Annotated in this window: 13 protein-coding genes and 3 pseudogenes; 11 read left to right on the top strand and 5 right to left on the bottom strand. The window is 72.1% G+C overall.

All coding sequences use genetic code 11. The features are described from left to right. Nucleotides 1-113: 113 nt before the first annotated feature. The 5 genes from AB0L34_RS18945 to AB0L34_RS18965 all read right to left on the bottom strand — a co-directional run bounded on the left by AB0L34_RS18945 (nucleotide 114) and on the right by AB0L34_RS18965 (nucleotide 5,340). Nucleotides 114-719 (bottom strand): winged helix-turn-helix domain-containing protein, encoded by a 606-nt coding sequence (locus AB0L34_RS18945; RefSeq protein WP_357457051.1) that lies wholly within the window; start codon nucleotides 717-719, stop codon nucleotides 114-116. Nucleotides 720-1,095: 376 nt separating this feature from the next. Further along, nucleotides 1,096-1,536: a DUF6463 family protein gene (locus tag AB0L34_RS18950; RefSeq protein WP_363705666.1), complete on the bottom strand. Its 441-nt coding sequence runs from the start codon at nucleotides 1,534-1,536 to the stop codon at nucleotides 1,096-1,098. 115 nt (nucleotides 1,537-1,651) lie between these two features. After that, nucleotides 1,652-2,791 (bottom strand): CapA family protein, encoded by a 1,140-nt coding sequence (locus tag AB0L34_RS18955; RefSeq protein ID WP_363705667.1) that lies wholly within the window; start codon nucleotides 2,789-2,791, stop codon nucleotides 1,652-1,654. A 183-nt stretch (nucleotides 2,792-2,974) separates the two neighbouring features. Continuing rightward, a complete protein-coding gene (locus tag AB0L34_RS18960) occupies nucleotides 2,975-3,649 on the bottom strand; it encodes a response regulator (RefSeq protein WP_363705668.1) in 675 nt (224 codons plus the stop codon). After that, on the bottom strand, nucleotides 3,646-5,340 hold the full coding sequence (locus tag AB0L34_RS18965) for an ATP-binding protein (RefSeq protein WP_363705669.1): 1,695 nt from the start codon (nucleotides 5,338-5,340) through the stop codon (nucleotides 3,646-3,648). Before AB0L34_RS18965 ends, AB0L34_RS18960 begins: the two co-directional genes overlap by 4 nt. A 99-nt stretch (nucleotides 5,341-5,439) precedes the next feature. Here AB0L34_RS18965 and AB0L34_RS18970 point away from each other — a divergent pair, with 99 nt between their 5' ends. The 11 genes and pseudogenes from AB0L34_RS18970 (at nucleotide 5,440) to AB0L34_RS19020 (ending at nucleotide 15,429) form a co-directional block, all read left to right on the top strand. Further along, the gene (locus AB0L34_RS18970; RefSeq protein ID WP_363705670.1) at nucleotides 5,440-6,447 is read left to right on the top strand and encodes a tripartite tricarboxylate transporter substrate binding protein; all 1,008 of its coding nucleotides are present in this window, start codon (nucleotides 5,440-5,442) and stop codon (nucleotides 6,445-6,447) included. A 5-nt stretch (nucleotides 6,448-6,452) separates the two neighbouring features. Next, entirely contained in the window at nucleotides 6,453-7,211 is a 759-nt protein-coding gene (locus tag AB0L34_RS18975) for a tripartite tricarboxylate transporter TctB family protein (RefSeq protein ID WP_363705671.1), read from the top strand. After that, entirely contained in the window at nucleotides 7,211-8,716 is a 1,506-nt protein-coding gene (locus AB0L34_RS18980; RefSeq protein ID WP_357457065.1) for a tripartite tricarboxylate transporter permease, read from the top strand. The genes AB0L34_RS18975 and AB0L34_RS18980 overlap by 1 nt, the downstream gene beginning before the upstream one ends. After that, complete coding sequence (locus AB0L34_RS18985; protein WP_350704433.1) at nucleotides 8,713-9,105, top strand: universal stress protein; 393 nt, start codon at nucleotides 8,713-8,715, stop codon at nucleotides 9,103-9,105. Before AB0L34_RS18980 ends, AB0L34_RS18985 begins: the two co-directional genes overlap by 4 nt. A gap of 50 nt (nucleotides 9,106-9,155) precedes the next feature. Continuing rightward, nucleotides 9,156-10,316, top strand: coding sequence for an MFS transporter (locus tag AB0L34_RS18990; protein ID WP_363705672.1), 1,161 nt, complete (start codon nucleotides 9,156-9,158; stop codon nucleotides 10,314-10,316). Nucleotides 10,317-10,693: 377 nt separating this feature from the next. After that, nucleotides 10,694-11,758, top strand: coding sequence for an N-acetylmuramoyl-L-alanine amidase (locus AB0L34_RS18995; RefSeq protein WP_363705673.1), 1,065 nt, complete (start codon nucleotides 10,694-10,696; stop codon nucleotides 11,756-11,758). A gap of 267 nt (nucleotides 11,759-12,025) precedes the next feature. Then, nucleotides 12,026-12,166, top strand: coding sequence for a hypothetical protein (locus tag AB0L34_RS19000; protein WP_363705674.1), 141 nt, complete (start codon nucleotides 12,026-12,028; stop codon nucleotides 12,164-12,166). Beyond that, a pseudogene (locus AB0L34_RS19005) lies at nucleotides 12,163-12,432 on the top strand (helix-turn-helix transcriptional regulator); the annotation flags it as partial. The gene AB0L34_RS19000 and the pseudogene AB0L34_RS19005, both read left to right, overlap by 4 nt. Nucleotides 12,433-12,620: 188 nt before the next feature. Then, nucleotides 12,621-13,698 (top strand): annotated as a pseudogene (locus AB0L34_RS19010) (PQQ-dependent sugar dehydrogenase). A 124-nt stretch (nucleotides 13,699-13,822) separates the two neighbouring features. Then, nucleotides 13,823-14,209: pseudogene (locus AB0L34_RS19015) on the top strand (zinc-binding dehydrogenase); the annotation flags it as partial. Between the two features lie 350 nt (nucleotides 14,210-14,559). Continuing rightward, the gene (locus tag AB0L34_RS19020) at nucleotides 14,560-15,429 is read left to right on the top strand and encodes a PhzF family phenazine biosynthesis isomerase (protein WP_363705675.1); all 870 of its coding nucleotides are present in this window, start codon (nucleotides 14,560-14,562) and stop codon (nucleotides 15,427-15,429) included. The last annotated feature ends 145 nt before the right edge of the window (nucleotides 15,430-15,574 follow it).

The raw sequence follows: 15,574 nt of genomic DNA on the forward strand, positions 1-15,574 counted from the left end.
GTGCCCGGTGGGCCGACGGCCCCACCGGCAGGCTGCGGGGTGGGGCCGGGAGGGCGCCGCCCGGTCGCGACCGGTGCGACTCGCCCCGCGATCGGGCCACTGCGGGCGCGAGGTCAGCCGCTGCGGTCGATGGTGACGCGGGCGTCGTCGGCCAGCCGGTAGCCGACGCCGTAGACGGTGGTGACCAACGGGACGTCGACGCCGACCTTGCCGCGCAGGCGGCGGACGTGCACGTCGACCGTACGCACCCCGGCGTGCTCGTAGCCCCACACCGCGTTGAGCAGCTGCAACCGGGTGAACACCCGGCGGGGGTGGGCGACCAGGTGCAGCAGCAGGTCGAACTCCAGCCGGGTCAGCGGCAACGGCTCGCCGTCGCGCAGCACGGAGCGGGACGAGGCGAGGATGTGCAGGGCGGGGATCGTGGGGGCGGCGGCCGGGCGGGACGGCGACCGGCCGGCCGGAACGGCGTCGGGCCGGCGCTCCACGGTGGCGGCCGTGATGGTGCCCTCGCCGCGTTCGAGCATCTCCCGGGCGGCCTCCAGCAGCCGACGGGCGGGTGGGGTCAGCGACTCCTCGCAGGCCAGCGGGATGTTCAGCGTCACCGTGAGCATCGGGGCGGCCGTGTTGGCGGGGCGGCGCTGGCCGCCGGGGGGCCGACCGGGAACAGCGGGCTGGGACGTATGCCATCCGGCGCGCGACGAGGCGGGGCTGACCGACATGGTCCTCCTTGGCTGGTCCGGGTATCTCCCCACGGCCCGGGACGCCGCTTCATCGATGCTTCCCGGCGCCCGCGCGAGGGTCAAGGGGCGGCTACGTTGCATGAATGTGACAATTGACGAACGCATCGGAGCCGAATGCTCGCTCTGCGTACGAAGCCTGATGATTACAGCAGAGCCGCCGGGTTGACCCGATACGGGGGGGGTCCCCGTCCGGTTCACGTCCGTCGAGGTGACATGTCCCGGCGCGGGTGAACCTGGCCCACCTCGGCAGCGCACGGCGGCCGGGCACGCTCCCACGCATGGCGTGGCGAAGCGGCGACGTGCACGGAGACGCTGCCCAGGTGGTCACGACCGGCGGCTGCCGTGCTGGCGGCGATCAGCGCTGTGGCCGCGCGGCTTCCTCCCGTTCGACCGCCGGTCCTGTTACGCCGCGCCCGGCGCCGCCCCCGCGGCGGGCCAGCAGGTCTTCGGCGATGAGCAGCCCGGCCGGGATGAGGCCCAGCAGGAAGCCGCTGGGACCGACGAGCAGTGCGCATCCGGCCGCCCAGCCGGCCACTGTCCAGCCGACGTAAGCCGGCGCGCGCTCGCCGCGCCGCCCCAGCCGCGCCAGCAGGAGGCCGAACAGGACCAGCGGGACGACGAAGCCCCCGGGCAGCGCCCAGAACACGGACAGGGACGCGTCACCGCCTTCGCCCGAGCGCAGTCCGCCGGTGAGCCACTCGCTCCAGTAGGGGTGGGGCAGGAAGACCGCGGTGTGCAGGACGCCGATGGCCGCCATCGACCATCCGGCGCCGATCGTCAATTTTTTCTTGATCATGCCCCTAGCCTCCGCCTCCTGCCCGGGGCCGCACCTCCCCGATGAGGGGTGGCCCCCTCCCCCGCAGGAGGGAACATCCGCACGGGCGTGTGAAAGGGACGTCAGTCCGGCTCGATCATTGGTGCGGCATCCGCAGCCCGGCGGAGAAGGCGTCCCGCAGGTCGACGTATCCGTTGATCCGCCGTGCGATCGCGGCGTAGTGCGCCCGACGCGGGGCGGGCACCTTCGGGTCACTCAGCGCGGCGGTCAGGTCGACGACGCGGGCCCGCGGTCGGTACTCCATCCAGGTCGGCAGCACGGTCACGCCGGTGACCTCCCACCCACCGGACGGGGTGCGGGTGAAGGTGAACTCCGGCACGACCGCGTCCTGGGTGTTTTCCGCCGAGCCGTCACCGAACCGGGCGGTCAGGTTTCCCATGCCGTAGGCGACCCACTTTGCGCCGACCTTCTCGAAGGGCTGCACCACGTGCGCATGGTGACCGACGATCAGGTCGATGTCGGGCGAGGACAGCAGCCGGCTCGCGAGGTCGACCTGGTCGCCGTTCGGTTCGTTCTGGTACTCGGTGCCCCAGTGCATCGACAGGATGACGATCTCCGCGCCGGCGACGCGGGCCCGCCGCGCTTCGGCGAGGATGGCGTCCGCGTCGATCAGGTTGGCCGCCCAGGGTCGTCCCGGCGGCAGCGGGATGTCGTTGAAGCTCAGGGTGTACGAGAGGTGTCCGATCTTGACGCCGCCCACGTCCATGACATTCGGGCGTTGGCTCTCCGCCGCGGTCCGGGCCGTGCCCGTGTGCCGCAGGCCCACCCGGTCGAGGTTGTCGAGAGTGCGGGCGATGCCCTCGACCCCGGTGTCCAGAGAGTGGTTGGAGGCGGTGGAACAGGTGTCGAAGCCTGCCCACGCGGCGGCGTCGGCCAGTGCGGGGGGCACGCTGAAGTTCGGCCAGCCGGTGAACGGGCCGGCGGGCTCGGCCAGGGGCGTCTCCATGTGGCAGATGGCCAGATCGGCGGCGCTCACGCGGGCGCGGACCGCGGCGAGCACCTGGGTGAAGTCGTGGCCGTCGCGTCCCGCTCGGCGCGCATCGGCGGCTGCCTGCTCGGTGAGCGCGGGGTGTACGAGCAGGTCACCGGCCGCCACCACGGTGAGTGTGTTTCGGGGTCCGGCGCTGGTGGCGGCGGCGCTGGGCGGTTCGCTTGTCGTCTTCCTCTCCGGCGCGTCGCATCCGGACGCCAGAGCAGCGATCACCAGCAGTGCCACAGCCGACATTCTCCTCATACCAGCACATAATGCCGATGCTCGGAACAGCGCGTCGGGAGAGAGGAAAACGTCCTCCCCGGGAGGAAGGGCCAGATGCCGGCATCGTCCTGGGACGACCGCGGCGAGCCCGGCCAGGCGCCTCCCCAGGGGTGCCAGGTGCACGCGGCACGGAGCCGTCGATCGTCAGGAGACCCAGACGTAGCGACGCTCCGGGCGGCCGGCGGAGCCGTACCGGAGACTGACCTCGGCCCGCCCGGTGTCGGCGAAGTGTTCCAGGTAGCGACGGGCGCTGACCCGGGAGATGCCCACCGCGTTGGCGCACTCGGCGGCGGAGAGCGTCCCGGAGTGCCCCCGCAGGGCGCGCTCCACCAGCTCGGCGGTCTCCGCGCTGAGGCCCCGGGGCAGGGCGGAGGTGGCGATGTGCGCGCCGCTGCGGGACAGCACCCGGTCCACGTCGCTCTGGTCGCTGACCACCGTGGCGCGCAGCGAGTTGCGCCGGGCGGCGTACTGCTCCAGCCGGGTCCGCAGCTCGTCGAAGCCGAACGGCTTGAGCAGGTAGTTGACCGCGCCGTAACGGACGGCCCGACGCACCGCCTCGGCCTCCCGAGCCGCGCTGATCACCAGCACGTCGCAGTCGTGCCGGGCGGCCCGCAGCCGGGTCACCACGTCCAGGCCGAACATGTCCGGCAGGTAGAGGTCGAGCAGCACCAGGTCGGGGCGGAACTCGTCGACGGCGGCGATCGCCTCCTCGCCCGTGCTGGCCGTGCCCACCACCCGGAAGCCGTCGATACGCTCGACGAAGCCGCGGTGGATCCGGGCCACCATGAAGTCGTCGTCGACCACCAGTACGTCGATCACCGGCTCGCCTCCACTGCCCCGGTCACCGACATCCGGGCCGTGAACATCGCACCCTCCTCGGTGTTCGTCACCGCCACCTCGCCGCCACGACGGTGGCAGACCAGCCGGGTGAGCGCCAGCCCGATGCCGCGTTCGCCACCGCGCGCCGCCTTGGTGGTGAACCCGTGCGTGAAGACCTCCTGGGCCAGTTGCGGGGCCACCCCCGGGCCGGAGTCGCGGACCACGATCTCCACCGAGGAGGCGTCCTGACGTAGTTCGACCTCCACCCAGGCCGGCCCGTCCGGGACGTCACCGCCGTCCGCTCCGGCGCCGTCCGGGCCGCCCGACGGCACCGGGGTCCGGCTCTCCCGGCCGCCGGCCACGGCCTCCACGGCGTTGTCGACCAGGTTGCCCAGGACCGTCGCGACGTCCGCGGCGACCGCCGGCTCCAACCGGTCCAGGCCGGTCCGCTCGGAGATCCGCAGCTCCACCCGACGCTCGGCGGCCAGCGCCGACTTCGCCATCAGCAGGGCCGCCACCGCCGTGTCCTGGATCCGGCTGGTGACGGTGAGGTCGAGGGAGGCCCGGTGCCGGCTCAGCGCGTCGACGTACCGGACCACCTCGTCGTGCTCGCCGATCTGGATCAGCCCGGAGATGGTGTGCAGCTGGTTGGCGAACTCGTGGGTCTGGGCGCGCAGCAGCTCGGTGGTGCTGCGGAAGGAACCGATCTCCTGCTCGAGGCGGGCCAGTTCGGTGCGGTCCCGCAGGGTGGTCACCGAACCGAGCCGACGGCCGTCCTTGCTGACCGTCATCCGGTTCATCACCAGCACCCGACCGGCGCGCACCACCACCTCGTCCCGGGCCTGCGGCTCGTGGTCGGCGCCGGCCAGCACGTCCCGCAGCCGGCCGGAGATCCTCAGCTCGGCGAGGGTCCGGCCGAGGCAGTGCTCGGGCAGGTCGAGCAGCCGCCGGCCGACCGCGTTGACCAGGGTGACTCGCTGCTGCGGGTCCAGCGCGATCACCCCCTCGGCGATGCCGTGCAGCAGCGCCTCCCGGTGCTCGGCCAGGCCGGCGATCTCCCGGGGCTCCAGGCCCAGGGTCTGCCGCTTGATCCGGCGGGCCAGGAGCCAGGAGCCGACGACCCCGAGCAGGCTGGCGATGCCCAGGTAGGTGAAGAGGTACGACGAGGCGCCCACCAGGCGCTGGGACCATCCGGGCGACGCCTCCCCGATCATCACCACGCCGAGGTGCCGCCCGAGGTTGTCCTTGCGGTCGCCGAGCACCGGCACCTGGGCGACCAGTTCCCGCGAGTCGCCGACCGCCAGCTCGCCGGACCAGCTCCGGCCCCGTGCCACCTCGGGGTCGCCGAGCACGAGCGGGCTCCCCACCAGTGTCGGGTCGGTGGAGCTGACCACCCGGCCCCGGGCGTCGGCCACGGTCACCGAGGTCACCCCGGACTGGGTCAGCGCGTTCTGCACCAGCGGGGCGACGAGTTCCGCCGGCGCCGGCTGGTTGATCCGCTCGCGCAGCAGCCGGTTGCCGGCGAGCTGCTCGCCGAGGGCGGCCACCCGCCGCCCCTCCACCCGGTTGAAGGTGGCGGCGGACTGGGCCAGCGAGACGGCGGCCACCGCCACCAGCACGACCACGATGATCGCGAGTTGGAGCACGAGCAACTGCCCGGCCAACGTACGGCGGGGGGTGACCGTGACCACAAAGACCTCAACTTCCGCTGGTGACAGAACGCAGACGTAGGGTTCGCCCGGGGGCCATCATCTTGCCGCCGGACTCCTTCGAAACGGAAGAGAAACATGATGGCAACTCGGAGAAAACTGCTGGTCATGGGCGTCGCGGCCGCCACGGCGCTGGCGCTGGGCGCCTGCGGTGCCACCGCGGACAAGAACGAGGGCGGGTCCGGCGGCGACGGCGGACCCGCCACCGGACTGCGGATCATGGTGCCGAACACCCCCGGCGGCGGGTACGACACCACCGCTCGCACCGCGGCAAAGGTGATGGAGGACGCCAAGATCGCCACCGGGGTGCAGGTCTTCAACCTGCCGGGCGCGGGCGGCACCGTCGGTCTGCAGCGCATGGTGAACGAGAAGGGCAACGGCAAGCTCGCCATGCAGATGGGGCTGGGCGTGGTGGGTGCCTCGTACACCTCGAAGTCGTCGGCGACGCTCACCCAGACCACCCCGCTGGCCAAGATGATCGAGGAGGCCGGCGCCATCGTGGTGCCGAAGGACTCGCCGTACAAGACCATCGGCGACCTCGTCGCGGCGTGGAAGGCCAACCCCAAGGGCATCGCGGTCGGCGGCGGCTCGTCCCCCGGCGGCCCGGACCACCTGCTGCCGATGCAGCTCGCCAAGGCCGTCGGCATCGACCCCCGCCAGGTCAACTTCGTCTCGTACGACGGCGGCGGCGAGCTGCTGCCGGCCGTGCTCGGCGGCAAGGTCGCCTTCGGCGCCAGCGGCTTCGGCGAGTTCCTCGACCAGGTCGAGGCCGGTCAGATCCGGGTCCTCGCGGTCACCAGCGCGGCCCCGATCGACGCGCTCAAGGACGTGCCGACGCTGAAGTCGTCCGGCATCGACCTCGTCTTCACCAACTGGCGGGGCATCGTCGCGCCGCCCGGCATCAGCGACGCCGACAAGAAGGTCTGGATCGACGCGCTGACGAAGATGCACGAGTCGGACGAGTGGAAGGCCGAGCTGACCAAGCGGGGCTGGACCGACGCCTTCGTCACCGGCGACCAGTTCGCCACCTTCCTCACCGAGCAGGACAAGTCGGTGGCGGACCTGCTCGCGCAGCTCGGACTGGCATGACCGGCATGACCACCCGACCGGAGCGGGGCGGCGACCCGCCGCCCCGCCCGGGCGCCACCGACGGACCGGTCACCGCGCCGGTGCCGGGCCAGCCGACCGGTCCGGACCCGGTCACGGCGGGCGGGACGCCCACGGTTCCCGACCCGGACGTGGCGCCCGTGCCCGCGGCGGGACGGCTGGGCGCGGCGCGTACGCCGGTCGGGCCGGCGGAGCCCGCGGCCGTGGCGGGCGGTCCCGCCCCGGCCGACGCGGAGGTCGGGGCGGGACCGGCGGCGACGCCGCGCCGCGACCGGGCCCAGTACGCCGTCTGCGCCTTCCTCGCCCTCGTCGGCGCGCTGGTCCTCGTCGACGCGGCCCGCACCGGGCACGCGATCAGCACCGCCGACCCGATCGGCCCGAAGCCGGTGCCGATCCTGCTCGGGGTGCTGCTGCTGATCGTCGCCGCGATCTACGCGGTGGACGTGGCCCGTGGCGGCGCCGGGGAGCCGGAGGCCGGCGAGGACGTCGACCTGACCACCCCGATCGACTGGCGGACGGTGCTGCTGCTCATCGGCGCGTTCGGAGTCAACGCGGTGCTCATCGACCGGCTGGGCTGGGTGATCAGCGGGACGCTGCTGTTCTGGGGTTCGGCGTTCGCGCTGGGCAACCGGCACCACGTGCGCAACCTGCTGATCTCCGTCGCGCTGTCGTTGATCACCTTCTACACGTTCGCCATCGGGCTCGGCGTGAACCTGCCCGCGGGCGTGCTGCAAGGGATCCTCTGATGGACAACCTCGGAAACCTGCTCGACGGGTTCGCCAACGTGGTGACCCCGATGAACCTGCTGATCGCGCTGCTCGGGGTCACCATCGGCACCGCCGTCGGCGTGCTGCCCGGGATCGGCCCGGCGATGACGGTGGCGCTGCTGCTGCCGGTCACCTACGGGATGGAGCCCACCCAGGCGTTCATCATGTTCGCCGGCATCTTCTACGGCGGCATGTACGGCGGCTCGACCACCTCGATCCTGTTGAACACCCCGGGCGAGTCGTCCTCGGTGATCACCGCGATCGAGGGCAACAAGATGGCGAAGGCGGGCCGGGCCGCGCAGGCTCTCGCCACCGCCGCGATCGGCTCGTTCGTCGCCGGGACCATCGCCACCCTGCTGCTGGTGGTGGTGACCCCGCCGGTCGTGCAGTTCGCGATCAGCCTCGGCGCGCCCGACTACTTCGCGCTGATGCTGCTGTCGTTCGTGGCGGTCACCGCGGTGCTCGGCGCGTCCCGGGTACGCGGCTTCGCCTCGCTGCTGATCGGCCTGGTCATCGGCACGATCGGGATCGACGCGGTGAGCGGCCAGCAGCGGCTCACCCTGGGCATCCCGCAACTCGCCGACGGCATCGACGTGGTGGTGGTGGCGGTCGGCATCTTCGCCGTCGGCGAGGCGCTCTGGATCGCCGCGCACCTGCGCCGCCGCGCCGCCGAGGTGATCCCGGTCGGGCGGCCGTGGATGGGGAAGCAGGACTGGAAACGGTCCTGGAAGCCGTGGCTGCGCGGCACCGCGTACGGGTTCCCGTTCGGCGCGCTGCCGGCCGGCGGGGCGGAGATCCCGACGTTCCTGTCGTACGCCACGGAGAAGAAGCTGACGAGGCACCCGGAGGAGTTCGGCCGGGGCGCGATCGAGGGCGTCGCCGGGCCGGAGGCGGCCAACAACGCCTCCGCCGCCGGCACGCTGGTGCCGATGCTGGCCATCGGCCTGCCCACCAACGCCACCGCCGCGGTGATGCTGGCCGCCTTCCAGCAGTACGGCATCCAGCCGGGCCCGCTGCTCTTCGAGCGGGAGTCGGGCCTGGTGTGGACGCTGATCGCCAGCCTCTTCGTGGGCAACCTGCTGCTGCTGGTGCTCAACCTGCCGCTCGCGCCCGCCTGGGCACGGCTGCTGCGGATCCCCCGCCCGTACCTCTACGCCGGGATCCTCTTCTTCGCCTCGATGGGCGCGTACGCCGTCAACGCCCAGCCGTTCGACCTGTTCCTGCTGCTCACCCTCGGCCTGCTCGGCTTCGGCATGCGTCGCTTCGGGCTGCCGATCCTGCCGCTGATCGTCGGGGTGATCCTCGGTCCGCGCGCCGAGTTGCAGGGCCGGCGGGCGTTGCAGCTCTCCGGCGGCGAGCTGCACGGCCTCATCGGCGGCTGGGTGTCCTGGACGATCTACGCCGTGGTCCTGGTGGTGCTGCTCTGGCCGGTGCTCGGCCGCTTCGTCGCTCGACCTGTTCAGAAAAGGCTGGTGACCCGATGACCGTGCTGGTGGGGTACGTCCCCTCGGCCCTCGGCGAGGCGGCCCTGCGGGCCGCCGTGGAACAGGCCCGGTTCCGCGACGAGCCGGTGCTGGTGGTGAACACGTCGCGCGGCGACGCCTACGTCGACCCGCGCTTCGCCCAGGAGGACGACCTGGCCCGGGTGGTGCGAGAGTTGACCGCCGAGGGGGTGCCGCACACTGTCCGGCAGCTCATGCGCGGGCGGGACGCGGCCGAGGAGATCGCGGAGATCGTCGACACGGAGGAGATCTCGCTGGTGGTGATCGGCATCCGGCACCGCACCCCGGTGGGCAAGCTGATCATGGGTTCGACCGCACAGGAGATCCTGCTTCGGGTGCCCTGCCCGGTGCTCGCGGTGAAGGCCGACTGAGTGGAGTGCCGTCCACCGTTCACGGGGACCCCGGGCTGACCGGGGTCCCCGTGCGCACCCAGACGGGCCTGCTGCTCGCCCACACCGTCGTGGTGCAGGCGGTCACCTTCATGCTGCGCCCGGCGTCCGCGTACCGGGCGCTGGACCTGGACGTGCCGGCGGCCTGGCTCGGCGTGCTCGGGGCCAGCTTCGCCGTCGTGCCGTTGGTACTCGCGGTCCCCTCCGGCCAGGCGGTCGACCGGTTCGGCGAACGCCGGATCGTGCTGGCCGGCTCGGCTCTGCTCGCCGCCGCCGGCGCCTGCTTCGTGCTGTTCGCCGACTCGGTCGCCGGCCTGGTCGTGGCCAGTATGGTCCTCGGCACCGGCCACCTCTTCGCGGTGGTCGGCCAACAGGCGCTGGTCGCCAACCGCACGGCGGCGGACCGGTACGACACCGCGTTCGGCTACTACACCTTCGCCGCCTCGCTCGGTCAGGCGTTCGGTCCCGGCCTCATCGTGGCCTTCGGCGGGGACCGCCCGATCCCGGACACCAGGGCGATCTTCCTCGGCGCCACCGCGCTCGCCCTGCCCCTGCTGGTCGCCGCCGCGTTCCTCCGCCCGTCGGCGCACCACCGGCAGGCGGCGGGGCCGGCCGCCGGCGGGCTGGGCGGCCTGCTCCGCCAGCCGGGACTGGTGCGTGCCCTCGCGGTCAGTTGCGTCGTCCTGGCGGCGGTCGACATCACCCTGGTCTACCTGCCCGCCCTCGGCGCCGAGCGGGGCATCGCCGCCGGCACCATCGGCGTGCTGCTGGGGTTGCGGGCGGTCGCGTCGATGGCCTCGCGGCTGCTGCTCGGCCGGCTGGTCGCCGTCGTTGGTCGGCGCCGGCTGCTCGTCGGCACCGTCGCGATCTCCGCCGCCGGTCTCGGTCTGCTGCTGCCGCCCCTGCCGCTGTGGGCGATGGCCGTGGTGGTCACGGTCTCGGGGTTGGGCCTGGGCGCCGGGCAACCGCTGACCATGTCGTTCCTGGCCGAGGCCGCGCCGCCGGGGCTGCGCGGCCGGGCGATGTCCCTGCGCCTCACCGGCAACCGGCTCGGCCAGGTGCTCATCCCGAGCGCCGCCGGCGCGCTCGCCGCCGGCGCCGGGGCGGCGGGCGTGCTCGCCTGCACCGCCGCCGGCCTGGCCGGCGCGGCCGTCGCCGCGACCGGCCTGCACCGGCCGCCCCCGGCAACCTGAGCGCGGCCCTCACTCGCCGAGTGGGGAACTGGACCTGACGTGGACACCTGGACGACCACCGCCGGCGCGCCCACCCTGGTCGCCTTCCAAGATCACGAACACGTAAACGTCCTTCCCGGACACATCGACGGTGGTTACAGTCTCCGCCGTGAGGATTCCCTGGACTCCACGCGCGTTGCCGGCGGCGGCAGTTGAGGTTGCCGCCACGTCGGCCGCGCACTCATGCCACCGCTGAACGCGGCCCTTCGACGACGTGGTGTCATCGCGCATGCTCACGTACGCGAGGTTCGCCGGGCGGAGGCAGACAGCGCCGGACCGGCGCCGTGGTGGGCGCCTCACACTCCCCCATTGCCCGTCCCGCTATCCGAGAGGCACCCATGCTCAGCAACACCCCCCTGCGGCGCCGCACTCTGTTGGCCGCCGCAGCCGGCGCGGCATTCGCGCCCGTCGTCGCCGGCCAGGCCCGGGCCGCGATCCCCCGCGTCTACATCGACCCGGGGCACGGCGGCACCGACCCCGGCGCGGTCGGGAACGGCCTGCAGGAGAAGGCACTCACCCTCGACATCGCCCTGCAGCTGCGCAGCATCCTGCTGGCCAACTGGAGCGTCGACGTGCGGATGTCACGGACGACCGACGTCACCCGCAGCCTCACCTACCGCACCGACGACGCCAACGCATGGGGCGCCGACCTGTTCGTGAGCGTCCACATCAACTCGGGCGGCGGCACCGGCTTCGAAAGCTACCGGTACCCGACGGCGGATTCGGCTACGGTCAACCTGCACAACGCACTGCACTCGAGGGTCCTCTCGGGCATGCGGACGATCGGTGGGGTCGCCGACCGGGGCCAGCGGACGGCCAACTTCCACGTACTCCGCGAGACCACCATGCCGGCGGTCCTCACCGAGAACCTGTTCATCGACACCGTCGCCGACGCGAACCTGCTCAAGCGGGCCGACTTCATCACCGCCACCGCCCACGGGCACGCCCAGGGCATCGCGCAGTACCTGGGGCTCGGCAGCACTCCCCCGCCCGCGTACAGCACCATCGTGGACAACGCCACCGCGGGTCGCTTCAGCGCGAGCACCAACTGGGGCACGTCGACCTACTCGGCACAGCGGTACGGAGCCGACTATCGGTTCGCCAACCCGGTGGCCGCGAGCGACGCGGCATGGTTCAAGGTCAGCATTCCGCAGTCCGGCAACTACCGCGTCGAGGTGCGGCACCCGGCGGACCCCGGCTACAACAGCGCGACGCCGTACGTGATCGTCACCGCGGCGGGAAACCAGACGGTGCACGTGGACCAGCGCACCAACGGCGGCGTCTGGCGTTCGATCGGCACCTTCAACCTCGCTGCCGGCGACCGCAACCTCGTCGGTGTGAGCCGTTGGAGCAGCGCCGGCGGATACGTGATCGCCGACGCGGTACGGGTCACCCGGGTCTGAGGCGCCGGCCTCGGCGTCGATTGGGAGGGCGCGGCCCGTGCATGGTCACGCTCCGCGCCCTCCCTGACAGAGTGACGACGCGGCCGACGGCAGGTGGTCACGCGGGCGTGCTACCCGCCTGGGGACCACGACAGTCGCTCCCGCTGGGCGCGGCGGCGCGTTCCTCGCCATCCAGCGAACCCCGGCAGCGCCCGCTCAGAAAGTTTCTCCCGGAAGGTGTACTGACAGGGCACCCCATTGGCCAGCCGTGACACGTACGGTCGAGACGTGGACAACCGCACGGAGGTCCGCGAGTTCCTCGTCTCGCGACGCGCCAAGATCAGCCCGGAGCAGGTCGGCCTGCCCGCCGGCACCAAGCGGCGGTCCCGGGACTACGCCGCAGCGAAGTCGCGTCGCTCGCCGGCGTGAGCATCGAGTACTACTCGAAACTCGAACGAGGCGCCATCGCCGGGGTGTCGCCTGGTGTGCTGAACGCCATCGCACGGGCGCTCCAACTCGACGACGCAGAGCGGGCGCACCGGTTCGACCTCGCCCGAGCCGCGGAGGGCAGCAGCGCCCTCATGCGGCCCCGGCGCCGCACCGCGCGGCAGTGGTCGGTGCGTCCCAGCCTGCAATGGACCCTCGACGCGGTGACCCAGGGCCCCGCGTTCGTGCGCAACGGCCGCATGGACCTGCTCGCCGCGAACCGGCTCGCCCGCGCGTTCTACGCCGACGGGTACGCCGATCCGCAGCGCGTGAGGACAGGGCACCCACACGGATCCTCGGCGGCCGACGAAAACACGCTCCCCAGCAGTCTCGGAGGAAGTCAGATGGCAATCGTCACGACAGGCGACGGTGGCGTGCGGCGTGCGCCGCGCTGCTCATGGTGGGCGTGCTCGCCGGCTGCGGCAGCGGCCCTCGTGGCGGGGAACAGTCCGATCGAGCGCCGCACGGGGTGGCCACCAGCGCTGCCGCCAGCACGCCGTCAGGACGTCCCGATCTCGACGCCGGCGAGGAGATGGCGCGGGGCATCGACGTTCCGTGGGGCCTGGCGTTCCTGCCGGACGACGAGGCCGTGGTCGCGGAGCGGAACACGGGTCGGGTGCTGCGGTTGAGCATGGGCGGTGGAGACCCCCAGTAGGTGTACGAGGTGCCGGGTGTGGCGGCGGGCGGTGAGGGCGGACTGCTCGGCCTCGCGGTGTCGCCGACGTTGCCGACGACAACCTGATCTACGCCTACTTCACGGCGGAGCAGGACAATCGGATCATCCGGTTCCGGCTCGACGGCGGACGCCCCGAAGTGATCTTCGACGGCATCGCCAAGGCCAGTTACCACAACGGCGGGCGGATCGCGTTCGGCCCGGACGGCATGCTCTACGTCGGCACCGGGGACGCCGGTGACACGCAGCGGTCGCAGGACCGGCGAGCCCCAACGGCAAGATCCTGCGGCTGACCCCCGACGGGGCGCCCGCCCCCGGAAATCCGAGCGCGGGTTCCCCGGTGTACAGCCTCGGACACCGCAACGTGCAGGGCCTGGCCTGGGACTCGGCTGGACGACTCTTCGCCACCGAGTTCGGGCAGAACGAACTGGACGAGGTCAACCGCATCGAGCCGGGACGCAACTACGGCTGGCCCCGGGTCGAAGGAACCGGTGACACGGACGGTGGGCGGTACACCAACCCGCTCGTCACCTGGACCGTCCGCGAGGCCTCGCCGTCGGGCATGGCCATCGCCGCCGATGTCGCATACGTGGCGGCGCTGCGAGGCGAACGGCTGTGGACCATTCCCCTCGACAGCGGCACCGCCGGCGTGCCGTCGGCGCGACTGGAGCAACGCTACGGCCGCCTGCGGACCGCGCAGGTCGCACCCGACGGAGCGTTGTGGCTGACCACCTCCAACACCGACGGCCGCGGTGACGTACGCGACGGTGACGATCGAATCCTGCGCTTCCCCGTCCGATAGCCACGAGGCGAGGAACCTCGCGGACCTCGGTGCGATTGTCCACGTTCCGACGCACCTCTGCGGCTCGCGGTGGGGTGCCCTGCCAGTACACCTTCCATCAGAGACTCCCCAGCAGGTCACAGACGAGCACTACCACGCCACCAGCGACCCGGACACCTTCCAGCAACTCGCCGGCCGGTTCGATCTGATCATCAACACGGTCAGCGCCCCCATCAACGTCGACGCCTACCTGAACCTGCTCGCCGTCGACGGCACCCTCGTCAACGTCGGCGCCCCCGCCGAGCCGCTGACCCTCAACGTCTTCTCCCTCATCGGCGCTCGACGCTCCTACGCCGGCTCGATGATCGGCGGCATCCGCGAGACCCAGGAGATGCTCGACTTCTGCGCCGAACACCGCATCGGCGCCGACGTCGAACTCATCTCCGCCGACAAGATCAACGACGCCTACGAACGCGTCCTCGCCTCCGACGTCCGCTACCGGTTCGTCATCGACACCGCCACCCTCGGCTGACCCGAGGTTCCCTGACCGGCTCCGCTCGGGCGGCCCGCGGCCGAGCGGAGCCCACGGTCCCGAGGACAACGCTGCGCAACAGCCCGTCAGCGGCGGAGAAGGCGAATGACCGCGAGGCGGTACCGTGTCGGAAACGTAGCGCTGGGGAAGGCGGGCGGAATCGACGTGCAGCACCGACCGGCCGAGCTGCCAATGGCCCGCATCGTCGAGCAGCGTCCGGATACCGCATACGCCCCCAGCGTGCTCGGGCACGACGCCTACCAGGCGCTGTGCCCGCCTGTACGCTGGTCCGACGACCGGGCGGGCGCCCTCGCTGGCCACGCGGCGTCTACCGACGAAGGGATGCCGGCATGACCGGCTCCTCCCGCCGCGACGTGACGATCGTCGACGCCTGCACGCTCGGGGGACAAGGCGGCAGCCCCACCGCCGTGCTGATCGACGACCCGGCACTCGACGATGGCGCGCGCCGCGTGGCAGTTCGCGACGCGGGTACCTCACACGCGGCGTTCGTGGACGCCGGTACGGACACTGTCCGGTTCTTCACCACGCATGGCGAGCTCACCAACTGCGGGCACGGCACCGTGGCCGCCCAGGCGTTCCTGCTGCGCCGTCGCGGCTCAGCGGAGCATTACGGGCACCAGCGGACCGGTGGCCGCATCTTCGAGACCACGGCGGTCGAGCGCGACGACGGCATCGAGGTGTGGTTCGACCAGGGCCTCATCGGTCTTCAGGACGGCGTTCCCGCGGGCCTCGACGGGGTCCTCGGCGCCCTCGGTGCCGGGCCGGACGCCATCGCCGCGGACGACACCCCGAGCGTCGCGTCGCCGGGAACGCCGCGACTGCTCGTGCCCGTCAAGACGGCGTCGATCCTGCGCTCCCTGCGACCGGATCTGCCCCGGCTCGCCGCTGAATGCCGCCGCCTCGGTTACCTCGGCTGCTTTGCCTACGCGATGTCTCCGGTCGACGGCAGGGCGGTGGCGCGCATGTTCGCGCCCGCCATCGGAGTCGGCGAGGATGTCGTCAACGCCAACAGCAGCGGATGCCTCGCCGCGCACCTTCATGTGACACATGGCCGGAGCAGCGTCGAAGTCGAACAGGGACACTCGGCCGGGCGCCCGTCCCTGGTGTTCGCCACCGCGACGACCACCCCGGAGGGCATCTTGACCCGGGTCGGCGGAACGGCCGTTGTCCGAAGCGGAGTCGAGGGCACGGCGGCCTGACACTCTGTCCTGGATGGCGCCCTGACGCGAGCCAGTGGTGTCCGGGTCGTCTAGGGCGTGTCCTGCCGATCTTGTAGTGGTTGATTGTTGACGATGTGCCGGTGGTGCGTCGTGGTGAGTTGACCGATGAGGCGTGGGCGGTGAT

This window comes from Micromonospora sp. NPDC052213 (assembly GCF_040679695.1).
GTDB lineage: Bacteria > Actinomycetota > Actinomycetes > Mycobacteriales > Micromonosporaceae > Micromonospora.